General features: G+C 53.5%; 22 protein-coding genes. All 22 read right to left on the minus strand.

What is annotated here, in order from left to right; all coding sequences use genetic code 11:
- Positions 1-416 precede the first annotated feature (416 nt).
- Positions 417-1190, minus strand: coding sequence for an RNA polymerase sporulation sigma factor SigG (sigG, locus tag A3EQ_RS0112980; RefSeq protein ID WP_020155600.1), 774 nt, complete (start codon positions 1188-1190; stop codon positions 417-419).
- Between the two features lie 117 nt (positions 1191-1307).
- On the minus strand, positions 1308-2027 hold the full coding sequence (sigE, locus tag A3EQ_RS0112985) for an RNA polymerase sporulation sigma factor SigE (protein WP_020155601.1): 720 nt from the start codon (positions 2025-2027) through the stop codon (positions 1308-1310).
- Between the two features lie 21 nt (positions 2028-2048).
- Entirely contained in the window at positions 2049-3011 is a 963-nt protein-coding gene (spoIIGA, locus tag A3EQ_RS21100) for a sigma-E processing peptidase SpoIIGA (RefSeq protein ID WP_020155602.1), read from the minus strand.
- A 271-nt stretch (positions 3012-3282) separates the two neighbouring features.
- Positions 3283-4407, minus strand: a complete 1125-nt coding sequence (gene ftsZ / locus A3EQ_RS0113000; RefSeq protein WP_020155604.1) for a cell division protein FtsZ — start codon at positions 4405-4407, stop codon at positions 3283-3285.
- Between the two features lie 39 nt (positions 4408-4446).
- Positions 4447-5721 carry a cell division protein FtsA gene (ftsA, locus tag A3EQ_RS0113005; RefSeq protein ID WP_020155605.1) on the minus strand — a complete coding sequence of 425 codons (1275 nt, stop codon included), beginning with the start codon at positions 5719-5721 and terminating at the stop codon, positions 4447-4449.
- A 90-nt stretch (positions 5722-5811) separates the two neighbouring features.
- Complete coding sequence (locus A3EQ_RS0113010; RefSeq protein ID WP_020155606.1) at positions 5812-6180, minus strand: small basic family protein; 369 nt, start codon at positions 6178-6180, stop codon at positions 5812-5814.
- 2 nt (positions 6181-6182) lie between these two features.
- Positions 6183-6905: a DUF881 domain-containing protein gene (locus tag A3EQ_RS0113015; RefSeq protein ID WP_026499956.1), complete on the minus strand. Its 723-nt coding sequence runs from the start codon at positions 6903-6905 to the stop codon at positions 6183-6185.
- Positions 6906-6930: 25 nt separating this feature from the next.
- Positions 6931-7626, minus strand: a complete 696-nt coding sequence (locus tag A3EQ_RS0113020) for a DUF881 domain-containing protein (protein WP_020155608.1) — start codon at positions 7624-7626, stop codon at positions 6931-6933.
- Positions 7616-8389 carry a cell division protein FtsQ/DivIB gene (locus A3EQ_RS0113025; protein ID WP_040369471.1) on the minus strand — a complete coding sequence of 258 codons (774 nt, stop codon included), beginning with the start codon at positions 8387-8389 and terminating at the stop codon, positions 7616-7618. Before A3EQ_RS0113025 ends, A3EQ_RS0113020 begins: the two co-directional genes overlap by 11 nt.
- 232 nt (positions 8390-8621) lie before the next feature.
- Positions 8622-9737 (minus strand): undecaprenyldiphospho-muramoylpentapeptide beta-N-acetylglucosaminyltransferase, encoded by a 1116-nt coding sequence (gene murG / locus A3EQ_RS0113030; RefSeq protein ID WP_020155610.1) that lies wholly within the window; start codon positions 9735-9737, stop codon positions 8622-8624.
- A 165-nt stretch (positions 9738-9902) separates the two neighbouring features.
- Positions 9903-11000: a stage V sporulation protein E gene (gene spoVE / locus A3EQ_RS0113040; RefSeq protein WP_026499958.1), complete on the minus strand. Its 1098-nt coding sequence runs from the start codon at positions 10998-11000 to the stop codon at positions 9903-9905.
- A 39-nt stretch (positions 11001-11039) separates the two neighbouring features.
- Entirely contained in the window at positions 11040-12392 is a 1353-nt protein-coding gene (gene murD / locus A3EQ_RS0113045) for a UDP-N-acetylmuramoyl-L-alanine--D-glutamate ligase (protein WP_020155613.1), read from the minus strand.
- Positions 12389-13360 (minus strand): phospho-N-acetylmuramoyl-pentapeptide-transferase, encoded by a 972-nt coding sequence (mraY, locus tag A3EQ_RS0113050; RefSeq protein WP_020155614.1) that lies wholly within the window; start codon positions 13358-13360, stop codon positions 12389-12391. The genes murD and mraY overlap by 4 nt, the downstream gene beginning before the upstream one ends.
- A 25-nt stretch (positions 13361-13385) precedes the next feature.
- A complete protein-coding gene (locus A3EQ_RS0113055; RefSeq protein WP_020155615.1) occupies positions 13386-14867 on the minus strand; it encodes a UDP-N-acetylmuramoyl-L-alanyl-D-glutamate--2,6-diaminopimelate ligase in 1482 nt (493 codons plus the stop codon).
- A gap of 1056 nt (positions 14868-15923) precedes the next feature.
- Positions 15924-17843 carry a stage V sporulation protein D gene (locus A3EQ_RS0113080; RefSeq protein WP_020155620.1) on the minus strand — a complete coding sequence of 640 codons (1920 nt, stop codon included), beginning with the start codon at positions 17841-17843 and terminating at the stop codon, positions 15924-15926.
- A 101-nt stretch (positions 17844-17944) separates the two neighbouring features.
- Complete coding sequence (locus tag A3EQ_RS0113085) at positions 17945-20146, minus strand: penicillin-binding protein (protein WP_020155621.1); 2202 nt, start codon at positions 20144-20146, stop codon at positions 17945-17947.
- Positions 20143-20496: a cell division protein FtsL gene (gene ftsL / locus A3EQ_RS0113090; RefSeq protein ID WP_026499959.1), complete on the minus strand. Its 354-nt coding sequence runs from the start codon at positions 20494-20496 to the stop codon at positions 20143-20145. Before ftsL ends, A3EQ_RS0113085 begins: the two co-directional genes overlap by 4 nt.
- 13 nt (positions 20497-20509) lie before the next feature.
- Positions 20510-21448 carry a 16S rRNA (cytosine(1402)-N(4))-methyltransferase RsmH gene (rsmH, locus tag A3EQ_RS0113095; RefSeq protein WP_020155623.1) on the minus strand — a complete coding sequence of 313 codons (939 nt, stop codon included), beginning with the start codon at positions 21446-21448 and terminating at the stop codon, positions 20510-20512.
- Positions 21449-21502: 54 nt separating this feature from the next.
- Entirely contained in the window at positions 21503-21934 is a 432-nt protein-coding gene (mraZ, locus tag A3EQ_RS0113100; RefSeq protein ID WP_020155624.1) for a division/cell wall cluster transcriptional repressor MraZ, read from the minus strand.
- A 324-nt stretch (positions 21935-22258) separates the two neighbouring features.
- Positions 22259-23884 carry a bacillithiol biosynthesis cysteine-adding enzyme BshC gene (gene bshC, locus A3EQ_RS0113110; RefSeq protein ID WP_020155626.1) on the minus strand — a complete coding sequence of 542 codons (1626 nt, stop codon included), beginning with the start codon at positions 23882-23884 and terminating at the stop codon, positions 22259-22261.
- Positions 23885-23914: 30 nt separating this feature from the next.
- Complete coding sequence (locus A3EQ_RS0113115; protein WP_020155627.1) at positions 23915-24295, minus strand: DUF3397 domain-containing protein; 381 nt, start codon at positions 24293-24295, stop codon at positions 23915-23917.
- 2 nt (positions 24296-24297) lie between these two features.
- Positions 24298-25194, minus strand: a complete 897-nt coding sequence (locus A3EQ_RS0113120; RefSeq protein ID WP_020155628.1) for a 2-dehydropantoate 2-reductase — start codon at positions 25192-25194, stop codon at positions 24298-24300.
- Positions 25195-25266 lie beyond the last annotated feature (72 nt).

A 25266-nucleotide genomic window follows, 5' to 3' on the forward strand; every position in this document is an offset into this window, starting at 1 on the left:
TTAGCCTTCTTCCGGGAAAATCGCGAAAATTCCCGGTTCACGCCCTTGACGGAAGGCGGGCACTTCGGCTCCATAAACTTGCCTTACCCTTTCCGATCCCGGAGGAAGGGCGCAAAAAGGACTCAAGCCCAATGCCGGCGCCGCCGGGACAAAAGAGGCCGCAGGAAAAACAAAATATGAAGGGGCTTCATCATGCGGCGCAGGAAGCAGTCCCCTCATCCAAAAGGGCAGCCCCTTTCCATCCGCTCCCGGTCTCCGCGGTTCAGGAATGGACCGGCGAGCAAAACGTCTCCAAGCCCCTGCCAGTCCCTCCCCTGCGGCACGGCCGGAAGCAGGGCACATAAAAAAGCCTCAGAAAGTCACGCCGCATGACTTTTGGGGCTTTCGAACAACGGTGAACCCATTAAAGGCTCCCTTCATTGGATGTTTTTTTCCATGTTTTTGATCGCCGCCTTCTCCAGACGGGAGACCTGGGCTTGGGAAATCCCGATTTCATCCGCCACTTCCATCTGCGTTTTTCCTTGGTAAAAACGTTTGTGCAAAATCATCTTTTCCCTTTCGTTTAAGCGGCGTATCCCCTCTTTAATGGCGATTTCTTCAATCCAGGAGACGTCGCTGTTTTTTTCGTCGCTGATCTGGTCCATGACGTAAATCGGGTCCCCTCCGTCGTTGTAGATCGGCTCGAACAGGGAAACCGGGTCCTGGATCGCATCGAGGGCAAAGACCACATCCTCGTGCCGGATGCCCAGTTCCCGCCCGATGTCTTCAGCCGTCGGCTCCTTCGCCGTTTCCGACATCAGCTTTTCCCGGACCTGCAGCGATTTGTAAGCGATATCCCTCAAGGAACGGGAAACCCGGATCGGATGGTTGTCCCGCAAATAACGCCTGATCTCGCCGATGATCATCGGCACCGCATAGGTGGAAAATTTGACTTCCTGGGAAAGATCAAAATTGTCGATGGATTTGATGAGGCCGATACAGCCGACCTGGAAGAGATCGTCGACAAATTCGTCCCGGTTGGAAAACCTTTGGATGACGCTTAAAACGAGACGCAAATTGCCGTTTACCAATTTCTCCCGCGCCGACAGATCGCCGGCGTGCATCTTTTGAAACAGCTCCCTCATTTCCTCGTTGGTCAATACGGGAAGTTTGGAAGTGTCCACTCCGCAGATTTCCACTTTGTTGCGCATAAAATTCCCTCCCCAAGGAGTGCTGTACAACGTTCAGTATCTCCTCGGGAGGGAAAAATATGCACCGGAAAAATGGAAGGAATTTCCTTATTTCGGATCGGAGCGGGAGGAAACCGCTCAAATCATCTTTTCAAATTCTTTCCGCAGCCGTTTGAAAATTTTTTTCTCGAGGCGGGAAATATAGGATTGGGAAATGCCCAAAAGATCCGCCACGTCCTTCTGGGTTTTTTCCTTTCCGTCGCCGAGCCCGAAACGGAGTTCCATGATCTGTTTTTCCCGGTCCGGCAACGTTTCCAGGGCCTTGTTCAAAAGCTTCTTGTCCACGTTGGCCTCCAAATTTTTGGTGATCATATTGTCCTCCGTCCCCAGCACGTCCGACAGGAGCAGTTCGTTGCCGTCCCAATCGATGTTCAAAGGCTCGTCGAAGGAAACTTCCGCCCGGATTTTATTGTTCCTCCGCAAATACATCAAAATCTCGTTTTCGATGCAGCGCGAGGCGTAGGTGGCCAATTTGATCTTCTTTTGCGGGTTGAAGGTGTTCACCGCCTTGATCAGGCCGATCGTCCCGATGCTGATCAGGTCTTCGATATGGATGCCGGTGTTTTCGAATTTTCTCGCGATATAAACGACGAGGCGCAGGTTCCGTTCGATCAGCATCGACCGGGCCGTTTCGTCCCCCTCGGGCAGTTTTTGGATCAGAATTTCTTCCTCTTCCTTCGTCAGCGGCGGGGGCAGCGCCTCGCTTCCGCCTATGTAATAGATTTCGTCCGTTTTCAAACCGATTTTTCGCAAAAATTTGTACCAATAAAAGGAAAATAGAAACCGCCACTTTTTCATGTTCGGACCCCTTTCCAACAATCATTCTTCAACGGGATTCATTACGGAAGCTGGCGAATGCCGCGAAACATTCCTTTTCATGGCCTCGTCGGCCATTTTCGGGTGGACCAGACAGTCAAACTTCCCGTCCTTCGCCAAGTTTTGCGGGACAAAAGCAGCGATGGCGTTTGCCGTCTGAAAGCTCTTTCCATCCAGGATCAATGTGATCCCGTCCGGTTTAACGCCGAGGAGCCAGCGTTCTTCTTGTCCGACAACCCGGTAAGGGATGATGGCGATCCTTTCCAACCATTCCTCGGGAAGGGCCGTTTCGCCGCGGAAGAAACCGTCCGGATTTGCAAGGACAGACAGCAGCGGTCCGGGGATGGCGGATTTGCATTTTTCCAGGGAGATGATCATGACCGGCCGTTTGGTAATCGGCTCATACAATTGGTTCCCGCTGTCGATCAGGCCGGTCAGGGCCAGCGAAACCGGTCCGAGCTCGACCGTCACGGGCACGAGCTGCCGGTAGTTGATCGTCATCGCTTCAAAACGGCGGATCGAAGACCGGGAGAAACGGAGGACGAGCGGGAAACCGATCAATACGTACAGCCAGCTGACCGGATCACCGCCGCCCCGGACGTTGGCCAAAAAAAGCGGCTCATCCAAGCGGTAATCGAAGCGAAGCAAGTAATGGACAGCGAGCAAAGCACCTCCTGAAACAAAGGCGGTCAAGTAAAAAAATCCCACGTTCGTCAAAAAGTAGGACAGCTTCCGGTACCCGAACGCCAGCAAAACCATGGTGAAGGAAAGGAGGATCTTCATCGGGGGGGAGGCGAAAACATGCCAAGGGAGAAACGGCGAAAAGATGGCGAGCGAACCGACGAAACCGGCGAGAACGATCCGTTTTAGGACGAGCTCCCTCTTCAGCAAAAAACCGGTAGCATACAAAAGAAAGCTGTCAAACAAAAAATTGAGCAGCCAAATCAAATCGATATAAAGCTTCATTGCCGCCACCTTTTCTCAAGGTTTTCGGGGATGCCTTCCGCGACCGCCTGATTATTAAACAAGTATAGTATGATTCATATTAAAATGGTGTCACTTTATGTCTCGGAAAATGAAAATCTTTCATCCGAAATTTTCAACTTTTGTCAATTCGCCCGAAAATTCCCCGGGAACATTCGAAGATCCGTCCCCATCCGCCCAGGGAAAGACGGGCATAAAAAAACACCGGCATTTTTGTCCGGTGTTGTCGGTGTTTATGTCATTCATGAACCGTTTACGACCTGCGGTTCCGTTTCCGCAGGAAAGTGGGAATATCCAGCGTATCTTCCTGGAAATGAACCGTTTCCCGCTCCCTTTCCTGCACCACGGGTTCCCGTCTCCCGTCGTTTTTGGCCTGGGCATTCGTTTTGACCGGGCCGGAATAACGGCTGGAACGGGATTGGTTCTCTTCGTTGAACCCGGTCGCGATCACGGTTACGATGATATCATCTTTCAAGTTTTCATTGATCACGGAACCGAAAATCATGTTCACGTCCTGGTCGGATGCGGTGGCGACAATGTCCGCGGCTTCCTGCACTTCAAAGAGGCTCAAATTGGCGCCTCCCGTAATGTTCATTAAGACGCCTTTCGCCCCTTCGATGGAAGTTTCCAGCAAAGGACTTGAGATCGCTTTTTTCGCCGCTTCCTGGGCGCGGTTTTCCCCGGAGGCGATGCCGATGCCCATCAGCGCGGAACCTTTATTGGACATGATCGTTTTCACGTCGGCGAAATCGAGGTTGATCAGCCCCGGAACGGCGATGAGATCGGAAATCCCTTGCACCCCTTGGCGGAGCACATTGTCCGCTTCGCGGAAGGCTTCGGTGATCGGGGTGTTTTTATCCACGATTTCAAACAGCCGGTCGTTGGGGATGACGATCAACGTATCGACGGCTTCTTTCATGGCGTTTATCCCGCTCGCCGCCTGAATGGCCCGTTTCCGCCCTTCAAAGGTAAAGGGCCGGGTGACCACCCCTACCGTCAATGCCCCCAATTCCCGGGCGATTTGGGCGATGACCGGGGCCGCACCGGTTCCGGTGCCGCCGCCCATGCCGGCGGTCACGAACACCATGTCCGCGCCTTTAATGGCTTCTTCGATTTGCTCCTTGCTTTCTTCCGCGGCTTTTCTGCCGATTTCCGGGTTGGCGCCGGCACCCAGTCCTCTCGTCAATTTGGCGCCGATCTGCATTTTTATTTCCGCCTTCGACAGGTTCAAAGCTTGCGCATCCGTATTCACGGCGATAAATTCCACGCCTTTTAAGCCGTGTTCGATCATCCGGTTGACCGCGTTGTTTCCGCCACCGCCGACGCCGATCACTTTGATCGTCGCTAATTGATCCACATAAGTCTCAAAGTCCAGCATGTGAAATCCTCCTAAGTCCTTTTTCGTTACAAGGAATGATTATTCGAAGAAAGAGCCAAAGAATTGTTTCATCCTGGCGGAAAAGCTCGGCGAAACATTTTCTTTCGCCCTTGCGTGAGATTTCGCTGTCCGCTTTTCTTTCGATTCCATTGGCAAAACGGAATCCGTCAGCAGCTTCCCTTGCATTTTGGCGGATTTGTAAGCATATTTTATAATACCGACGGCCGTCGTATATTGGGGTTCCCTCACGCCAATATAATCGGGAATGGCGATGCGGACCCGGTTTTGGAAAACGGACTGGGCCAGCTCCAAAATCCCGTCGATATTGGCGGTTCCCCCCGTCAACACGTAGCCGCCGGGAACATCCTTGACGCCCATCTTCCGCAATTCGTCCTGCACCAAAAAAAACGTTTCTTCCAAACGGGCTTCGATAATTTCCGCGATATCCATCTGGGTCGTCTGCTGCTGCTGGTTGCTGCCGATGACCGGATAGGAAAATTGCACATCCGCCGATGCCAATTCATAAAAGGCGTGCCCGTACTTCACTTTGATCTGCTCCGCCGCTTCCGTCGTCGTGCGCAGGACGATGGAAAGATCCTTGGTGATATTGTCGCCGCCGATCGGAAGCAGGCTTGTTCCTTGCAAATAGCCGTCTTCAAAATAGGAAATGCTCGTCGAACCGCCGCCGATGTCGACGAGGACGGAGCCCAGGTTTTTTTCATCCTGGGAGATGGCGATCTCGCCGGAGGCAAGCGGCTGAAGGACGATATCGACGATTTCGAGGCCCGCCTTTTCCACGCTGCGGAGTATGTTCAATAGGACCGTCTTTGATCCCGTAACGAGAAGGCCTTCCATTTCGAGCCGGACTCCGATCATTCCGCGGGGATCGTGGATGTCGGTTCGCGAATCGACAATGAATTGTTTTTGGATGACGTTGATGATCTCCCTCTCCGGAGGGATGGAAATCACTTGGGCGGCATCGATGACCCGCAGCACGTCCTCGTTGGTTATTTCCCGGTTTTCCCCGGAAACGGCGACGACGCCGTGGCAATCGATGAGGGAAATATGATGGCAGGGGATACCGACAATGACTTTGCGGATTTCCATTCCGACCATCCGTTCCGCCTGCTCGACGGCCCGTCTGATCGACTGGACGGTATGATCTATATCAACAATGGAGCCCTTTTTTAACCCTTCGGACTTCACATTGCCAACCCCGATTATGTTTAACGAGTCGTTGGACATCTCCCCGATAATCATCTTAACCGTGGACGTTCCGATGTCCAGACTGACGAAAATCCCATTGCTGTTCATCGAGTGGCACCTCCTTCGTGGATTTGAAACAGCCGCATCGGCCCGTTTCCCCATTAAAGAATAGTTCGCCTTTATTCGTCCTTTTCCTTTTTATTTCGTCATAATTTTATTTTTTTTTACGGAGACGGACCATTTGGATATCAGGATTCTCCGGATGACGGCGATGTTCTGGAACAGCCGGACGCCGAAGGCGAAGATGGCCGCCAGATACAGGTCGACCCCGAGATGGACGCCGAGAAAAGCCAGGCCGATGGCGAGGAGAATGTTGAAAAAAAATCCGGAGACAAAGATTTTCTCGTCGTAAACGTTCTGCAATTGGGCCCGAATGCCCCCGATCAAAGTATCGAAGGCCGCCAAAACCGCGATCGACAGGTAATTGGCGTACTCTTCGGGTATCCGGATGTCCGTCAGCAGCCCCAAAGCGATGCCGATGGCCAAGCCGAGGATCGGAAGCCACATCTTTATCGCTCCCCTTCTTCCTTTATCGTTTCCGCGCCGAACCGGATGGGGTTGGTGTAGGCCGGGATTTCGATCATTTCCTTCGGTTCGGAAAAGGTCACTTCCAAATTGTCGATGAAAAATTCATCCGGGATCGTGGAGATTTGCATCCTGCTGTACAGCTTTTCCGCCCCTTCCTCGTCCTCCGCGAGCACCTTGATCTCGATCGGAAAACGGCGGAGGGGATAGCCGTCGATCTTTGTTTCCCCCTGGATTTCCCGGATCGTCGTGGAATTGACCACCCGCTGCCCGTCGATGGCGATGTCCTTGGCGCCGTACATATTCAATTCATTGATCAGCCTGCGCAACACTTCCGGGGTGACTTGCACGTCGGCGGGCATATCATCCGGTATGTAATCGACCGGCTTCAGCGTGATGATGATGCCCGGTCCTTTTTTTTCCGTCAGCCCGGCTTCCTCCCGCAGTTCCCGGAGGGTTTCTTCCAGGGCCTTCTGCTTTCCGTACTCTTCATCCGTTTGGTAGGCCGCCAAAAGTTCTTCCTGCTTCCGGATCTCCTGATGCAGCTTCGCCTCCAATTCCTTCGCCTTCAAATAATCCTCCCTGATTTCCCACATATCCCTCGTGTCCCTGGTTTCATTTTCCTTGGTCGATTGGAACTGGACGGCCAGCATGAACCCGATCAAAAGGGAGATCAGCGTAAAATTGATCTTGTCCCGATTTTTCATGATTTCACCTGATTTCCCGCGGTTGTCATGAAGGATGATCGCCGAGGATCGGTTCCATTTCCACGGAATTGCTTTTTTCAATCTTGACCACGATGTTTTCGCTGACCAGTTGATCCTTTACGCCTCCCCTCATGTTCAGCGCCTTTTCCAGCACGTTGGGATCGCCGAGGGCGGTGATCACAAAGGGGGCGGGGAACTGTTTGCCGTCCACCGTGATGACGGGGCCGTTGCACACGATGTAGGAACGGCGGGTCAGCCGTTGGCCGTTTATCGCAACCGCGTAGGCGCCGGAAAGGTACAATTCGTTCACCACTTTAAAAATATGGTGTTCATGGACGATGTAATTGTTGACATCCCCTTCATAGGGATACTTTCCGTCATCCAGGGTAACGATGAGCCCTTTTCCCGAGACTTTCACCTTGCCCAGGTATCTGCGGAGCTGTTCCGCTTCTTCCGCCATCCCGGACAGCACCTTTTCCTCATCGGCCAGCTTTTTTTCGAACTGCAAAACTTCGTTTTGTTTTTTATGTAATTCTTCCGCCAATTCCCGGTTTTTTTTCTCCTCTGCGATCAGTTCATTCCGCAGTTCGACGGTTTTTTTCCACTGGCTGTCCGTCAAAGGCGCGGCCTTTTCTTCCCTTTGGGTGAGCTGGTACGAGTAGGCCACCAGAAATCCAAGGACCAGACAGACGAGGGAAAAAATGACCCGGTTAGTTTTCACCTGTCTCGCCATCCTCCCCGCTCGATCCCCCATGATAGGGCTGGAAAAACAACCCAACCTCCAAATCGATGACGCCTTTTACTTTCGGATCGATTTGTTTCACAAGGTCGGGGTAATAATTCATCTTTTCCGCCAACGTCCGCAGCGTCCCGTGCACTTCATAGCTGTCGTTCATATACAGGACGACCCGGTTGGCGTCGGTTTCCTTGGGGGCGTAAATCATCTCTGAAATGGAATTGCGGATCTCCGGCCGGATCTTCTTCAGCTGGCCGGCGGCGGATTTCAGCCGCTTCTCAGACCCGTCGAAACCGGATAAAACCGGGCCGTCGATGCCTTCCGTATTGGCGGACAGCCCGCCGTTTTCCAGCAGGGAATAGAAACGGTTTCCGCTTTTGACCAAAGCGATTCTCTCGTATTCTTTCACATGAATAAAAAGGCGGTTGGGATATTTCAGACGGATCGAAACGCTTTTGATTTCCGGAATGGATTGGAGCGCATCCCTGATCTTTTTTTTCTGCAGCGTCCAAATCAAATCTTTGTCCGTGATCCCGCTCTTTTCGATGACCGTTTCCTCGGACACCGCTTCCTGGCCGGTAACGGTAATCTGTCCCACCCGGCTCAACGGGGAATAAAAATAGGCGACAACCAGGAGGAGAAGAAAAAAAAGGACGATAAACATCAGGATTTTGCGGTTCGTTTTCTTTCTTCGCTGCTGCTTTAATTTCGGTATGCGGTCCTCGATCGAAACAACTTTACCCGCCAATGAATCCACCTCGCTGGGCACCGTGCGGCCCCTGCTAACGCCGTGCGTGAACGGAAGCATAATAAAGAAAAATAAACGGCCGATTTTGCCGATTGCGTTACAGCAAGATCCCGATTCTATGTTTCATATTATTATAATAGCACAGGCGCACGGGTTAGAAACCATGGAAAATATACGATTTTCTTTCGATTTTCTACCAATCCGCCCAAAAGGGAAAAAGCTTGTCTAAATATCACGATTTCTTTTTCCCGGATGCGGATCGGACCATCTCTTCCGCCAGCCGGTACATCCTCCGGGCGGCGTCCCCGATCCCTAGCGATTTGGACGCCTTCTTCATTTCTTCCAGCCTGTTTTCGTCAAATAAGATTTTGTCGATTTCTTCCGCCAGTTTGCCGCCGTCGAGCTCCCTCTCCAGAATGACTCTGGCCGCGCCCTTTTCCTGAAGCATCATGGCGTTCTTTTCCTGATGGTTGTTCGTCACGTAGGGGCTCGGGATCAGGATGGCCGGCAATCCCAATGAAGTGATTTCCGCAATGGTCGTCGCTCCGGCCCGGGAAACGACGAGATCGGCCCCGGACAATATTTCCTGCATCTCGTGAAGGAAAGGCTTGACGAAAACGTTCTTCGGTCCGCCGGCGGCCGCATAATGTTGATAGACCGCTTCAAAATGGACTTCGCCGGTCACGTATAAAATTTGGTAATCCTTTTCGGCAAAGCGGGGAAGGGCCTGAAGGACGGCTTCATTGATGGGCCTTGCCCCCCGGCTTCCGGCAAAAATGAGGACGGTCTTTTTGTCCGGCGCCAGGCCGAGTTTCTCCAAGCCCTTCTTCCCGTCGAAGCCGAGCACTTCCGTCGCCCGGGGATTCCCCGTCAAGACCGTCTTTTCCTCCGGAAAATACCGGGCCGATTGGGCAAAGGATATGGCAATTTTATCCACATAACGGCTCAAGAACTTGTTGGTCAGCCCGGGGACGCTGTTTTGTTCGTGGATCATCGTGGGAATGCCCAGCCGGTGAGCGGCATAGACCACCGGTCCGCAGACGTAGCCCCCCGTGCCGACCACGATGTCGGGCCGGAACTGTTTCAAAAGCGCTTTGCTTCTTCTTACCCCGCGAAGAAATTGGATCGCGGTTTTCACGTTGTCGGGGGAGAGTTTCCGCTTGAAACCGGATATCTCGATCGTCTCGAACGGGATGTTTTCTTTCCCGACGATGGATTTTTCCAGGCCTTTTTCCGTTCCGATATACAGGAACTCCGCATTCGGGTCGGCTTCCCTCACGGTCTTCATGAAAGCCAATGCGGGGTAGATATGGCCGCCCGTTCCCCCGCCGCTGACAACCAGCCTCATACTGTGGTTCACCTCAAAGAAAATAGAATTCTTTACTATTCTACTATATTATTCGGAAAAGGAAATGGATGCGGAGAAATATTATCATCCTTTAATGAAAATGAAAAAAACGAAAAAAAAAGAAACCTCCTCTTCTTTTTTCGGAACTTTCGGCAGTTTTTTCAACTAGATTTTCGCGTGGCGGCTGATATTCAAAAGGATGCCCGCGGCCATGAGGGTCAGCGTCAGCGACGAACCGCCGTAACTGAAAAAGGGAAGGGTGATGCCCGTTACGGGGATCAGGCCGATGACGACCCCGATGTTGATCATCACCTGGATGGCGATCATGGCGATGATCCCGACCGCCAGAAAGCTGCCGTACAGATCCGGGGCGTTGATGGCCGTCCGGATGCCCCGCCACAGCAGCAAGGCAAACAGAAGCAGGGCGAAGGAGGCGCCGATAAACCCCAGTTCCTCGGCGACGATGGCAAAAATGAAATCCGTTTGCGGTTCGGGCAAATAGAAAAATTTTTGCCGGCTTTGTCCAAGCCCGAGGCCGAAAAGCCCTCCCGGCCCGATGGCGAAGAGGGATTGGATGATTTGGAACCCGTTCCCCAAAGGATCCTGCCAAGGATCGAGAAAGGCCGTGATCCGCTGAATCCGGTAGGGCGCCGACAGGATGAGGAGGACGAAACCGGCAATGCCGGCCATGCCGAGCAACAGAAAATGGATAATCCTGGCGCCCGAGACGAAAATCATGAGGACGCAGGTGGCCACCATCACCGTTCCCGTTCCCAGGTCCGGCTGCAGCATGATGAGACCGAAGGCCGACATCACGAGCAGCAAGGTCGGCAGGAGCCCTTTGGCAAAGAAAGTCATTTTCTTCTGGTTTTCGGCCAAATATTTTGCCAAGAAAAGGATCATCGCCAATTTCATGAATTCCGACGGCTGGACGGAAAAAGCCCCGACGCCGATCCAGCTTCGCGATCCGTTCCGCACCGTCCCGATTCCCGGGATCAACACGAGCACCAGGAGGAGGAAACAAAAGATCAGGATCAATTTCCCCCAGGAACGCCATGTCCAATAGTCGATATTCATGAGAAAAAACATCGCCATGACCCCGATGAGGGCGAACAGCAGCTGTCTCTTGACGAAGTAAAAGGAATCGCCGAATTTATAATCCGCCCAAACGGCGCTGGCGCTGTAAACCATGATCAGCCCGAAAGCGAGCAAAGACAAAATGAGGAGGACGAGAAGAAAATCCGGAGATCGTTTGGCCGGCAAAGGAAACACCCCATCCGCGGTTATTGTTTCGACAAGCCTCTATTCTAATCTATGCACGGCTTCGATAAAGATGTCCCCTCTTTCTTCGAAACTTTTGTATTGATCCCAGCTGGCGCAGGCCGGAGAAAGGAGGATGACATCGCCGCTTTCCGAAAAATCGTAGGCCTTCTTCACCGCTTCTTCCACATTATCGACAACCGCCAGCTTTTCTATCCCTGCCTTCTCGCCGATTTCCCTCAGCTGATGTTTCGTTTGCCCGAAGCTGATCAACGCTTTGACGTTTTTTAAGGAGGGGATGAGCGGGGACAGATCATATCCCCGGTCCAGCCCGCCCGCGAGCAAAATCACGGGCCGGTCAAAGCTGCTTAAAGCGGTTTTTGTCGCAAGGATGTTCGTCGCCTTCGAATCGTTGTAAAACAGCCGGCCGTTCACGTTTTTCACAAATTGGAGGCGATGCTTGACGCCCCGGAAGGTTTTGAGGACCTTCGCGATGCTTTCGTTCGGAACGTTCAATAATTTGCACGCCGCCACGCCAGCCAGGACGTTTTCCAGATTGTGCCTGCCCGGCAGGGCCACATCCTTCACGGCCGCTACCCTTTCCCCGCGAAAACAGATAAAGCCGTCCTTTACGGACGCCCCTTCTTCAAGAAATTTTTCCGCGGAAAAGGGGATGACGTTCGCCCGGGAACTTTCGGCGATCTCCCTGCATTCCGGAACGGAATCGTTCACGATCAAAAAGTCGCTTTCCAATTGGTTTTTCGTGATGTTTTTCTTGGCGCTGACATAGTTCTCCCTCGTTTCGTGGAAATCCGCATGGGCGTCATAAATATTGGTGATCACGGCGATTTTCGGCCGGAACCGGTCGATGCCCGCCAATTGGAACGAGGACAATTCGGTGACGATCGGCTGATCCCGGCGGGCTTCCTGGGCCACCTCGCAGGCGACCAGCCCGATGTTCCCCGCGATCAACGGGGAAAGCCCGCCCTCCTTCAGCATCTCGTAAATCAACGTCGTGGTCGTCGTTTTCCCGTTCGTTCCGGTAATGCCGATGAACTCCCCCTCCGAGATCTGATAGGCCAGCTCCACTTCGGTGATGACCGGAATGCCGAGCTCTTGCGCCCGGCGGACCATCGGATTCCGGTACGGGATTCCCGGATTTTTGACCACCAGGTCAAAGTTTTCCTCATCGAAGAGGGAGACGGGGTGGGTGCCGCCGATCACCCGTATCTTTCGTTCCAGCAGTTGTTCCGCTTCCTCGCTTTCGGAAAGGGGCTTTACGTCGTTTACCAGAACGCGCGCCCCGAGTTTTTCCAATAAAAGGGCGGCGCTGACGCCGCTTTTGGCCAGGCCGAGCACAAGTACGTTCTTGCCCTTATAATCCGCGTATCTCATAACCACACCTCTATGTATATTCCCAAAGCTGCAAACAACAGGCCGGCCGTCCAAAAGGTGGCGACGATCCGCCATTCCGACCAGCCGGATAATTCGTAATGGTGATGGAGCGGGCTCATCCGGAAGATGCGCTTGCCGGTCGTTTTAAAAGATATGACTTGCAGGATGACCGACAACGTCTCGATGACGAACACGCCGCCGATGATCAGGAGCAGAAGCTCCAATTTCGTCAAGAGGGCGATGGCGGTCAGCGATCCCCCCAAGGCCAAGGAGCCGGTATCCCCCATGAAGACCTTGGCCGGATGGGCGTTGAAGACGAGAAACCCCAAAACGGCGCCGACCACGGCGACGGCGAAAAGGGCGACTTCATATTGTCCCTGGTACCAGGCCAGGATCCCGTAGGCGCCGAAGGCGATGGCCGCCGTACCGGACAGCAGGCCGTCCAGCCCGTCCGTCAAGTTTAGCGCGTTGGAAAAACCGACGAGCCAAAAAACGGCAAAGGGGGCATAGAGCCAGCCGAGGGGAAGGGAATAATCGACCCCCGGGATCTTGACCGTATCGGAAAAACCGTAATAACGGAGCACCAGATAGAAGACGAGGGAAATGGCGATTTGCCCGAGAAATTTTTGTCCGGATGTCAGCCCGAGATTGCGCTTGAATACGACTTTGATAAAATCGTCGAGAAATCCGAGCAGCCCGAAAGCGAAGGTGACAAATATCAATAACAGGGTTTCCGGACCGATTCCATAAAAATAGGCCGTCATGAAAAGGGATGAAATCAGGGTGGCCGACAAAATGACCAATCCGCCCATCGTCGGGATCCCCGATTTTTTTTGATGGGTTTTGGGGCCTTCTTCCCTGATGCTTTGTCCAAAATTCAATCTCTTGAGCAATTTGATCATCCCGGGAGAGAGAAGGACGGCGGTGAAAAAGGCGATGAGCATCGTATACAGCATCGATTGTTCCATCTTTATCAAACCCTCTCTTTCCGCATTACGCCAGCCTGTCTTTTTTCAACCGGTCTTCGATGCATTGTTTGGCCACGAGCCGGTCGTCGAATTCGAACACCCGGTCCCCGACAATTTGATAGGTTTCGTGGCCCTTCCCCGCGATGAGGACGACGTCGCCGGAAGAAGCCTGGCTGATGGCCCGGCCGATCGCTTCTTTCCGGTCGGGGATGATTTCATAATGCAGCCCCCGGACGCCGGCTTCCATATCCGCCAAAATCTTCAGCGGATCTTCTGAACGGGGATTGTCGGAAGTAAAGATCGGATCGGTTCCGTATCGGCAGGCGACTTGGGCCATGATCGGCCGCTTTTTCGGGTCCCGGTCGCCGCCGCAGCCGACGACGACGAAGATCCTTCCTTCTGCGAAGGAGCGGATCGTCTTCAACACGTTTTCCAAGCTGTCCGGCGTATGGGCGTAATCCACGATGACGGGAAACGGCTGGCCGCAGTCGACCAGTTCAAACCGGCCGGGCACGGACCGGAAATCCCTTAAGCCTTCCACGATTTCTTCGAGCTTCAGCCCGCATGCGATCCCGCAGGCGATGGCGGCCAAGGAATTGTATACGTTGAATTCCCCGATCAATTTCATTTCCACCGTCTCCTCGCCCACGGGGGTGATCACCCGATAGCTCATGCCGCGGTTGGAATAGCGGATCGCTTCCGCGCGGACATCGGCATCCCCTTTTATTCCGTAGGTGAGGACATGGGCGGAGGTGGATCTTGCCAATAAGTCGGCGGCGCCGTCATCCTTGTTGAGGATGGCAAATTTTTTCCTTTTCCCATTATAATGGTTGCCGAGTTGGGAAAACAATAAACTTTTCACCCGCAGATACTCATCCATCGTTCGATGGTAGTCCAGATGGTCCTGGGTAAGATTCGTAAAGACGGCCACGTCGAAATCGATGCCCCGCACCCGGCCCTGGTCCAGGGCGTGGGAAGAAACTTCCATCGTCACGACCGCTACGTTCCGTTTTTTCATTTCATGGAGGTGTTTTTGCAAAGTCAGGCAATCGGGGGTCGTGTTTTTCGTTTCATAGGTATCCTCGGCGATTTTCACATACAGGGTGCCGATCAGGCCGGTTTTTTGACGGACGGAGCGGAAGATTTGGTCGATCATATGGCTGACGGTCGTCTTTCCGTTCGTCCCGGTGATGCCGATGACCCGGAGGGAATGGCTCGGTTGGCCGTAAAAGGCATCGGCCATAACGGCCATGGCCCGGGCGGTGTCATTGACGACGACGACCGGCACATTCAGGGGCAGCGGCCGTTTGGCGACGACCGCCGCCGCCCCGTTATCGACCGCTTCCCGGGCAAACCGGTGGCCGTCGGTCTTTGTCCCTTCGATGCAGAAAAACAGACTTCCCTTTTTAACCTTTCGGTGGTCATTTTCCAAGGAAAGGATTTCCGGATCGGATGAATGGAAGATTTTATAGAAAGGGAGAACTTGCAGCAATTCCTGGAGCTTCATATGGACATCTCCTTGGGGTTTTCTGTTATGCTAAAAAATCGCACCTTTCATTTTACATCAAAAAAGGGGCAAAGGCTATCGAAATTTCCCGGGGAACCTTTTTTCCGCCCGGCCTTTTTTGAAAAACATTCGTTTTTTCGCGGTGTTTTTCCCGGAAAGAGGCGTTTCCGGCTTGACCGGATGTTCGCGAAAAAAGCCGCAAGGCAAAGGGCATCCAAGGGAAGAACGTCTCCTCCGAACATATTTTTCAAAAAGGCAAGCCGCCGATGAGCCGCGGAATGATCGATGGCGGATTTCCGCAGGGACCAAACCCCGGCGGAGGCAGGCGGATCCCCTCCGGGGCGGAAAGGGGGAAAATGGCTGATCTTCGGTTGCTCGGCAACGGTTTTGATTTGTTTCAAAGACTTCCGGTATGAAACCGCGATCGGCATCTTGCCGGCCGATCCCCGCGGCGTAGATCCCGGAGAACCCCTGCCTGTATGGAAGCTTCCCCATTCTTCGGGGATCCGGAACACAAAAGAAGATGCCGCATGAGGATTCCCGTTTCCTCCTTCCGGCCTTGCTAAAGGGACCGTCCGGAAAAGGCAAAATCATCTTGTCTTGTGACGGCCCCGGAACTTCCTCCGGCGGTTCCCGGAAGGTTTTCCGGAGGGCGTCCGCCCCCGAATCGCGCTTCCCGCGCAGCTTTGTCTGTCATAATTTTTGCCGGCCGTTTTGAACCTTCATTCCATACAATATATTCTTCCATCCGCCTATTCTTTCATATGGAAAGGCTTTCCGTCGCCTTCCATTCCCCCCGCTTCTTTCGGGAAACCCCGGCAGGAAGCCGCCGGCCCGGACGGTCGCGACGGGAATCGGGCGGACGGATGTTCCCGTTTCCCGTCGCAACAGGTGATGCCGGAAGAGCGAGCGGGCCTGGATACGGCTTAAAAAACCGTTCTTTCCCTTTGCGGACAGACAGCTGCTTCCCAAGCGCTTTCCCCGCCTTCCTTTCCCGAAAACCCTTTCGCCGCTCCCGGCCTTTTCCACCGTCCCAAAGCCATCAAGATTCATGGCCTAACTCCCGTCATCCAATACGATGCGAACCGTCGATCCCTCTTCCACCTTCGTCCCCGGTTCGGGAGACTGCCGGATCACCTTTCCTCCGCTTCCGTTCACTTCCAGTTTTAAGTTGAACATCTGCTGGAAGATCTCCTCTTTCGTCATCCCGATCAAGGAAGGGACTTCCACCATTTTCGGATCCGGCCACGTCCATTCCTTGTCGATTTGCTCCTTTCGCCGGTCCACGTCGAGGATCGGCATGGTATCTTCGATAATGCGTCCGACGATGGGCGCCGCCACCGTCCCCCCGAACTGGATCACTCCTTTCGGATTGTCCACCGCCACATAGACGACGATTTCCGGGTCGTCGCTGGGCGCAAAACCGATGAAGGAAACGATATAGTTGTTTTCCAAATATCGGCCGTCCTTCGCCTTCTGCGCCGTCCCCGTCTTGCCTCCGACCCGGTATCCTTCCACGTAGGCCTTCTTCCCTGTCCCTTTGGCCACGACGCTTTCGAGCGCGTACCGCACCTCCGCCGATGTTTTCTCGGAGATCACCTTCCGTTTGGCGACCGGTGTCTTCCGCATGACCGTTTCTCCCTTTTCGCCGTCGATCAATTCCTTGGCGATATAGGGCTGGTACAGGGTGCCGCCGTTGACAGCGGCCGCCACCGCCGTCACCTGCTGGATCGGGGTAACGGACACCCCTTGTCCGAAGGCGGTAGTCGCCAGCTCCACCGGGCCGACGCGGTCGAGGGAAAAGAGGATCCCCTTTCCTTCCCCGTTCAAGTCAATCCCCGTTTTCGCGCCGAAACCGAAGTTCCGGATGTATTGGAAAAGCTTTTCCTTTCCGACCCGGTTTCCCAATTCCACAAATCCCGGGTTGCAGGAATTTTCGACCACTTCCAAAAAGGTTTCGCTGCCGTGCCCCCCTCTTTTCCAGCAGTGAAGCCGGGTCCCGGCAACCGTCACGTATCCCGGGTCGAAAAAATGATCATGCTCCAAATCCACCTTGCCTTCTTCGAGGGCCGCGGCCAGGGTGATGATCTTGAAGGTCGAACCCGGTTCATAGGTGCTCCAGATCGGCAAATTCCGGTTATACACCTCCGGCGGGACGTTCTGATAATCAGAAGGATTGAAGTTGGGCCTTGAAGCCATCCCGAGGATTTCCCCGGAATCGGGATCCATGGCGATGGCGATCAATCCGTCCGGAGAATATTGGGTTTGGGCCGCGTCCAATTCCCGTTCGAGGATCATCTGGATCCGGACGTCGATCGTCAATTTTAAATCGAGGCCGTCGACCGGCGGCCGGTATTCATCGGCCATCTCTTCCATCCTTTCCCCTTTTGCCGTGGAATAAAATTGGACCGAACCCCTGCTCCCGGCGAGCTGCTTATCGTACGCCAGTTCCAGCCCCGACAATCCCTGGTTGTCGATCCCCGTAAACCCGAGGACATGGGACAAAAGGGTGCCGTAAGGGTAGTAGCGTTTATAATCCTCGGCGATGTAAACCCCCTTTAAATTCATTTGCCGAAGCTGCCTGGCCTTTTCTTCGGAAATCTTCCTCCCTTCGGGGATCCGTTCAATCATCGTTTTTTTCGTAACATGCCGATAAGCCTTTTCCTTCGGCATCGCCAAAACTTCCGCCAGCTTTTCGGCCGTCTCCGCCGGGTTGTCCACCTGTCTCGGAATCACGTATACCGTGGGGGCGCTGACGTTCGCGGCAAGCGGCGTCCCGTTCCGGTCCACAATCATTCCCCGTTTCGGTTCGAAGGGAATCTCGCGGCTCCAGGAATCCTTCGCCTTATCCGTCAGCATGTTCCCCAGGACGAATTGAACATAGCCGAGGCGGAAGGCCAGCAGGAAAAAAAAGAGGATTCCGAAGATCAGGACGAGCAGGAGCCTTTTCCGCACCGTCACTTGGGAAACGCGCATAAAAAAGAACGAACCTCCTTCCCGATGGGCTCGTTCTAATATATGCTTGTATTTTTTTTATAGAACGGAACCTTTGCGGACCGTCCCGGGGAGGACGGGATTTACGGGCCGCCCAGATCTTCATTTCCCCCTTCATCCCCGGGGACAAAAACATTTTCCGGATCTTGGAATTTCAATTTGATTTCCGCGGAAGGATCGACGGGGGTGCCGGGTTTTACCGACTGCCGGACGACATAGCCCTCCCCTTCCATCGAAAATTTGAGGCCTGCCGCCTGCATCAGTTTCACGCAATCCCGCTTGGACCAGTTGGTCAAATCGGGCATCACCAATTTACCGTCGGCAACGACGATCACCTTTTCCTTCTCCAGCAATCGCTCTCCCGCTTCAGGATATACGGCCTTCACCGTATTCCCGTCTCCGATCACGACGGGTTCCAGCAGGCTCTCCCTGATCAGGGTTTCGGCCCGGCTCACCGTTTCTCCCGTCACGTCGGGCACGGCCGTTGTCCGTTCCTTTTCTTGAGCCTGATTCTCCGGCTTGATGTTCAAATATTGAAGGCTGTTTTTCATCACTTGGTTAAACACCTTCGAAACGGGAACCGAACCTTGTTCGAATTCCTGTTCATTCAAATCGGGCTGCTGGATCATGACGTAGACGATCAGCCGGGGATCGTCCTTCGGGGCGGTGCCGAGGAAGGAGAAGCGATAATTGTCCCATCCGCTCATGTACCCTTCCCCGCTCTTGTAGATTTGGGCCGTTCCCGTTTTTCCCGCGACCTGGTAGCCTTCGATGTTGAACCGCTGCCCCGTCCCCTTTTCGGAAGTAACGACCGTTTCCAAAATGTCCAAAACCTTCTTGGCGGTGGCGGCGGAAACCGGCTGCCCGACTTGCTGCGGTCCGTTCTTCCGGATCGTTTTGCCGGAAGCGTCCACAATCCGATCGATGATGTACGGCTTCATCATTTTCCCGTCATTGGTGATCGCCGTCATGGCCTGAACGAGCTGGATGGCGGTGACGGACGTGGCCTGCCCGAAGGCGGTGGACACCTTATCCAGCGGCCACTTGTATTGAATCGTTCCCGACGCCTCATTCGGCAATTCGATCCCCGTCGGCACGCCGAAGCGGAACTTGTCCAAATACTTCCTGAAGGTTTCCGTTCCGATCTTTTCCAGCAGATAGGCGAAGCCCACGTTGGAAGAGCGTTGGACCGCCTCCAGAAAGGTGATTTCTCCCCACCCGGTCCCGTTATGGTCCCGGATGACTCCTCCCTGCGCTCTGTATTGCCCCGAACGGAATGTCTCATTCGGGTTGAAAACGCCCTCTTCGACGGCGGCCGCCAGCGTGAAAACCTTCATTGTCGAACCCGGTTCATATTGTTCTTCCACGGCGATATTGTGCCAGTTTTCCTCGATGCCTTCCCGCGTGTTCGGGTCGAAGGAAGGGCGCTGGGACATGGCCAAAATGGCTCCCGTCTTGGCATCGGCCACGATTCCGATCATCTTCGTCGGATTGTATTCCTCATCCACCTGGGTCAAGGCGTCTTCCAAAAAGCTTTGAATCTTTTTGTCGAGGGTCAAATACACCCGCGCACCCTGGGAGGGGGGGATGACGTTTTTTTCGCTGCCGGGCAATACAAAGCCCCATACGTCGCTTTTATACTGAATCTTTCCCGGGGTGCCGGACAAATACTTGTCCAGGCTTTTTTCCAGGCCCATTTGCCCGGTCAGTCTTTCCGTGCCGTCTTCCTCGTTTTTGGCATAGGCGGCGTAGCCGATCACATGGGAGGCGAACACGCCGTTGGGGTACGTGCGGTTTTTCTCGCGCAGGAAAATGATGCCGGGCAAATGCAAGCTTTCGATTTTTTTCTTCGTTTCGTACGTAAGGTTTTTGCCCGCGGTTCCGAACTCCACTTGAAAGGCGTCCTTCGTCAGCCTCCGGTAAATATCCTCCTCGGACATCGGGATGTATTTTGCAAGCTCGGCGGCGGTTTTTTTCGGGTCGACGACATGGAGGGGACGGCTGGAATTTTTCGAAACTGAGGGATCCAAGATGGCGGCCAATTTGTAGGTGGTGGTATCGATCGCCAGCGGATTACCGGACCGGTCGAGGATCGGTCCTCTGGAGGCATCGATGATCCGGTTTTTCACGTATTTTTCTTCCGCCTTTTCCGCCAACACCCTTCCGTCGACCTGGCCTGTCAATTGAATGACGAAAAAACGGTAGGTCAATATAAAAAAAAGCAGGCAAAACAGGACGAATAAAATGGCCGCCCCGACATTCATGTTCGCCCGTTTTCTTTTCATCGGTTCTGAACAACCTTCACCCGGTCCCCGTTCATTTTGAGACCCAATTTTTCCGCTTCTTTCAACAGCCGGCTATATTCGCTCAATTCATTCACCCGAGCCTGCAAATCCTCGTTGATTTTGGCCTGTTCCTCTATTTTCGCTTCGACTCTCTGGATATCCCGGTTGACTTCATAAATTGCCGCCTGATTGGCCACCAGCTTCACCGACAGCACAAACAGGACCGAAAGAAACAGGGCGAAAAGCAATTTCTCCCCTTTGGTAATCTTCCGGCTTTTAATGAGGATATCCTTTAATTCTTCCTGCCTCGGCTCCTGATGGTATTGATATTTTCTCGCCAGGTTGCTCATCATCCCAACTCCCTCAGCTTTGTTTCAATTTTTCGGCGATTCGCAATTTCGCGCTTCTGGAACGCGGGTTCCTTTCCAATTCCTCTTCCGAAGGAAGTACGGGCTTTTTCGTGACGATCTTCAACACCGGCTGCCTGTCCTCGGGAACGACCGGCAGCCCCCTCGGCAAATCGGGAACATCGCTGTATTTTTTGAAAATCCTTTTGCAGATCCGGTCTTCCAAGGAATGGAAGGTAATCACGGCAACCCGGCCCTTTGCGCCCAGCAACCGGACGGCCTGCTCCAAAGATTCTTCCAGTGCCGCCAATTCGTCATTGACGGCGATCCGTATCGCCTGAAAGACCCGCCTGGCCGGATGTCCTCCCTTCCTTCGCAGCGGGGCGGGAATGGCGTCCTTGATGATGCCGGCCAGTTCAAAGGTCGTCTCGATCGGTTTCCTTTCCCTTTCCTTGACGATGCGGCGGGCGATTTGCCGGGAAAATCGCTCTTCCCCGTATTGAAAAAAAATTTCCGCCAATTTTTCATAGGGCCACTCGTTGACGATGGTTTTCGCCGTCAATGGCCGGCTCCGGTCCATTCGCATATCCAAGGGGGCGTCATGCTGGTAGCTGAATCCCCTCTCCGGCTGATCGAGCTGGGGAGAAGAAACGCCGAGGTCGTACAGGATGCCGTCAACCGCTTTGATTCCCCTTTTTTCCAGCTGTTCCTCCAGATGGCGGAAATTGTCCCGGATGATTTCCACCTGGCCGTAAGGGCGAAGCCTTTCCCGGGCATTTTCCACCGCCTGCTCGTCCTGGTCGAAGGCGTACAGCTTCCCTTTATCGGAGAGGCGTTTGGCAATTTCTTCGCTGTGCCCCCCGCCGCCCAACGTGCAGTCGACATAGATCCCGTCTTCTTTAATATCCAATCCTTCCACGGCTTCTTTCAAAAGAACCGGCGAATGTTCAAACATGGAGTGTCTCCCTCACTTTCTGCGATGCAAACAGAGCTGTCATGCGCATTTCGCCTACAAATGAAAGTCGATCAGGTTTTCCGCGATTTCCGAGAACGATTGTTCCGAGTCATTAAAGTATTCTTCCCAAATTTCCTTGCTCCAAATTTCAATCCGGTTCGACACTCCCAAAACAACGCATTCCTTTTCCAGTTTGGCGTATTGGATCAAAGTGGCAGGAATATTCACGCGTCCTTGCTTGTCAATTTCACACTCGGTTGCCCCGGAAAAGAAAAATCTTGAAAAGGCACGGGCATCTTTCTTGGTCAATGGGAGGGATTTGATCTTTTCTTCGATCGTTTTCCATTCGTCCATGGGATAACCGAACAAACATTGATCCAATCCCCTCGTCAAAACGAAAGTATCGCCAAGGTTTTCCCTGAACTTGGCGGGGATGATGATCCTTCCTTTCGCATCAATGGAATGCCGGTATTCACCCATGAACATGAATAATCCCTCCACTTTATACCACTAATTTACCATAAGTCACCACAATTCTCCACCTGTTTTTCTGTATTTTCCCCCTCCTTTTCATAAGCAAAAAGTCCCATTTTTATCAATAAGCGGCATTCCCTCAACCGCGGAAAGAAGCGGTGTCTGCCGTTCCTTCCCGCAGGATCGGGCGCCCACGGCGCCGCGCATCCCCTGCGCGGGCAACCATGCGGCGGCATAAAAAAAGACGCTCTTTTGCGCCAAACGGAAAAACAAAAAAGGAGGCGCCCAAAAAGGCCGATTTGCAGCCTTTGGGACAGCCTCCTTGAAACTGCGTTATCAAAGTTTCACCGCGTGATGGCGTCCGGAAAAATCCAAGGGCAATTCCATGAGTTCGTCGATCAGGGAAAAGCCGTAAAGGTTGATGAAGTAAAAGACATTCCAACACCTTTCCTGAAAGCCGCCCAGGGGATGAAGGAAGTTTTCGATCCGCATATACTTTCCCAAAAGCTCCCCGTGTTTTCTCAGCATCGATTGTTCCGCCTTGCTTTGCAAATAATCCAGCTGGGAAAGGACGATGCGGGAATTTTTTTCCACGATCTCCGCCAGCCCCTTATCTTTCGCCAGGGCATAGCCGGCAACTTCCCGGTAAATGCGGAAGATCTCCTCCCTCTTTTCCGCCACGAACCCGAGGAATTCCCGGTCTTTCAGCCGGTTGATTCGCTCTTCCAGCTCTTCCTCGACGCCTTGCGTCAGCACCTTTTCCAGGGACAAGGACAGGTCTTCCAAATCGCTGGCGATATTCCTTTCGATGAGGGTGATTTGGATCCTCGGGACGACCGGCGGCATGTTCATTCCGAAAAGTTCAAAAATCTTTTTCAGCTCCGCCCAGTAGGCGATTTCCCCCGGGCCGCCGATGAAGGCCAATACGGGAAACAGCCATTCCTGCATGAGCGGCCGCGTCACCACATTGTTGCTCAATTTCTCCGGGTGATGCTCCGCGACGGACCTCAGCTCTTCCAAAGAAAATTTCACCCGCTCCCCGAAGGCGGCATCCTTCTCCCGGTCGAAATAAAGCAAGACGCGGTTCCCGTCCTGCTCATAGAACAGGTGCAAACAGTCCGCCTTCGTGTCGATCATTTTTTCGTATCCCATTTGTTGAAGAAGGTTTTGTTGGTCCGCCAAGGCATCCGCCAGCCGGGGGCCGGCATCGAGGATCCGTCCGAAATATTCCCCTTCCAGCCGGCGCAATTCCGGGTAGGCCGAATCGATGAACAGGAGTCCGTATTTCCCGAAAAAATGAAGGATGATTGCCGCAAAAAATTCCGTATAAGTGGTTACCCGTTCCGTCAAACCGTCCAGAAACGCCAAGACCGCCTTCGTATGTTCCGTTTCCCCGAAGTGTTTCAGCCATTTCCTGTACCAGCGGCGGATTTCTTCCCCCTCCACCGGCCGTTTTGAAACCATCTGTTTATCCAACGGATGCTTTTGGCGATAAATATGCTTTTTCAATTTGCCCTTATCCAAGTAATAAACATGGTTGACTTCGCCGATGTCATGGTCCTCGCCGGCGATCCAGAAAACGGGCACCACCGGCACGCCCAACTCCCTTTCCTTTTCCCGGGCGAGGGCGAGGACGGATAATATTTTATGAATCGTATAAAGGGGGCCGGTCAAGAGCCCGGCCTGCTGGCCGGCAATGACGACCGCGCTTCGGGGATCGGCCAGTTTTTCCAGGTTTTTTTCCACGGCCGAAGGAAGGAATGGGGAAAATTGTTTCATATATTTTTCGATGCAGTTCTTGAGCCCTTCCCTTTGGAACCGCCGCTGCATCAGCTCCCGGTAACGGCGGCGGCTCTCGCTTCCCTTCCAATCCCGGTAATGGAAAAAGGAACCCTCGCCTGCCAGATATTCGCCGACGAGCCGGTTTTTCGCATAGGGAACGTTCAGATGGAGCAATTCCAATAGCGTTCTTCCTTTCCCGACATCCTGTGATCATATGTAGGCAATTCCTTTATACAAGAGTCCAAAGAAAACGAGCAGAACATAAGCGGCAAAAAAGACGAGAAAGCCGAACCGCCAAATCTTCCGCAACAGTTTTCCGAGCGGGATTTCTCCATTCCATTTCAAGTATACATAAATCCCGCCGGAAATGAAAAGCAGGAAGATTCCGACCGGAAAAAGAAAAGGGTTCGGCCAGATCTCCCGCAGCAAAAAATGGACGGACAGCATGAAAAAGACGGAAGAACAATCCGCCGCCAGCTTCACGGATCCTTCGGCGCCAAAAAACGGTTTGGCGGCGAGGAAGATGGCAAAAAACGGAAGAAATGGGGCAAAAATAAATAAAGCCAATAAAAATGCGATCAAGGAAGACATGGTTACTCCACCTTTTCCCGTTCCAACCCTTTGATCAGCAGATACAGCGTTTCCAGGATGGGAGCGCGGATTCCTCTTTCCTTCCCTTTTTCCAAGGCATAGCCCAGGATGGCCTCGGCCTCCGTCCTTCTTCCCTCGGCCAAATCCTTCCACATGGAAGAACGGTTTCCGGCCGTGTTCCGGCAAACCTGCATGACATGCCGGAAGGTTTCCTCCCGGCCGTCAGCGGGGAAGATGGCGAAAACCTCGTCAAAAAGCTTCCTGGCCGCCTGATAAAAATCAGGGTTCTCCGCCAGTTTCCCGTTGGGGAGCTGCAAGAGGGCGGTCAGCGGATTGATGATCAGATTCACCCGCAATTTCCGTACCAGCATTTCCTCCGCATCGTCCTCGACGAGGAAGGGAAAACCGGGGACCTCCAGCCCCTTGGCCAGCCTGGCGAAAAATTCCCGGTCCCCCCGGAACAGGGCAACCCTCGTCACTCCCCTTCCCTTCAAATGCAGTCGGTTGGCTTCCGTACGCATGGCGCCATGTTCGACGGAACCGAGGATGAGCGTCCGATGGGGAAGCCCTTCCAGAAAGGGAAGATGGCCCATCCCGTTTTGCAAAAAAAGAAGGGGGATCCGGCCGGGAATTTTTTTCAGTTCCCCCGCCAAAGCGGGGAGGTGGTAGGATTTGACGGCGACGATCAGGCAATCCAAATCCTCCCCCGCATATCCGGCGGCGGACCGCCGCACCCGGCAGCGGATTTCCCTTTCCCCTTCCCGGAGGAGGATTCCTTCTTTTCCGATTTTGGCCGCCTGTTCCTCCGTCCGGCAATACAAATAAATGTCATGCCGTTCTCCCAAACAGCAGGCGAACAACAGGCCGATGGATCCGGCACCGATGATTCCGATCTTCATCCTTTTCACCCGAAATCGCGGATATCTTTACGCAAGGACAAAACGGCCCCGCAGCCGCCTTGCCCTCCTTCA

The organism is Caldibacillus debilis DSM 16016 (genome assembly GCF_000383875.1).
GTDB classification, from domain to species: domain Bacteria; phylum Bacillota; class Bacilli; order Bacillales; family Caldibacillaceae; genus Caldibacillus; species Caldibacillus debilis.

What these genes read in the sequence shown, in the direction of transcription:
- sigG (WP_020155600.1), bottom strand. Translation starts at nt 1,190, where the DNA reads ATGCGCAACAAAGTGGAAATCTGCGGAGTGGACACTTCCAAACTTCCC.
- sigE (WP_020155601.1), bottom strand. Translation starts at nt 2,027, where the DNA reads ATGAAAAAGTGGCGGTTTCTATTTTCCTTTTATTGGTACAAATTTTTG.
- spoIIGA (WP_020155602.1), bottom strand. Translation starts at nt 3,011, where the DNA reads ATGAAGCTTTATATCGATTTGATTTGGCTGCTCAATTTTTTGTTTGAC.
- ftsZ (WP_020155604.1), bottom strand. Translation starts at nt 4,407, where the DNA reads ATGCTGGACTTTGAGACTTATGTGGATCAATTAGCGACGATCAAAGTG.
- ftsA (WP_020155605.1), bottom strand. Translation starts at nt 5,721, where the DNA reads ATGAACAGCAATGGGATTTTCGTCAGTCTGGACATCGGAACGTCCACG.
- A3EQ_RS0113010 (WP_020155606.1), bottom strand. Translation starts at nt 6,180, where the DNA reads ATGTGGCTTCCGATCCTCGGCTTGGCCATCGGCATCGCTTTGGGGCTG.
- A3EQ_RS0113015 (WP_026499956.1), bottom strand. Translation starts at nt 6,905, where the DNA reads ATGAAAAATCGGGACAAGATCAATTTTACGCTGATCTCCCTTTTGATC.
- murG (WP_020155610.1), bottom strand. Translation starts at nt 9,737, where the DNA reads ATGAGGCTGGTTGTCAGCGGCGGGGGAACGGGCGGCCATATCTACCCC.
- murD (WP_020155613.1), bottom strand. Translation starts at nt 12,392, where the DNA reads ATGAGATACGCGGATTATAAGGGCAAGAACGTACTTGTGCTCGGCCTG.
- mraY (WP_020155614.1), bottom strand. Translation starts at nt 13,360, where the DNA reads ATGGAACAATCGATGCTGTATACGATGCTCATCGCCTTTTTCACCGCC.
- A3EQ_RS0113055 (WP_020155615.1), bottom strand. Translation starts at nt 14,867, where the DNA reads ATGAAGCTCCAGGAATTGCTGCAAGTTCTCCCTTTCTATAAAATCTTC.
- A3EQ_RS0113080 (WP_020155620.1), bottom strand. Translation starts at nt 17,843, where the DNA reads ATGCGCGTTTCCCAAGTGACGGTGCGGAAAAGGCTCCTGCTCGTCCTG.
- A3EQ_RS0113085 (WP_020155621.1), bottom strand. Translation starts at nt 20,146, where the DNA reads ATGAAAAGAAAACGGGCGAACATGAATGTCGGGGCGGCCATTTTATTC.
- ftsL (WP_026499959.1), bottom strand. Translation starts at nt 20,496, where the DNA reads ATGAGCAACCTGGCGAGAAAATATCAATACCATCAGGAGCCGAGGCAG.
- rsmH (WP_020155623.1), bottom strand. Translation starts at nt 21,448, where the DNA reads ATGTTTGAACATTCGCCGGTTCTTTTGAAAGAAGCCGTGGAAGGATTG.
- mraZ (WP_020155624.1), bottom strand. Translation starts at nt 21,934, where the DNA reads ATGTTCATGGGTGAATACCGGCATTCCATTGATGCGAAAGGAAGGATC.
- A3EQ_RS0113115 (WP_020155627.1), bottom strand. Translation starts at nt 24,295, where the DNA reads ATGTCTTCCTTGATCGCATTTTTATTGGCTTTATTTATTTTTGCCCCA.
- A3EQ_RS0113120 (WP_020155628.1), bottom strand. Translation starts at nt 25,194, where the DNA reads ATGAAGATCGGAATCATCGGTGCCGGATCCATCGGCCTGTTGTTCGCC.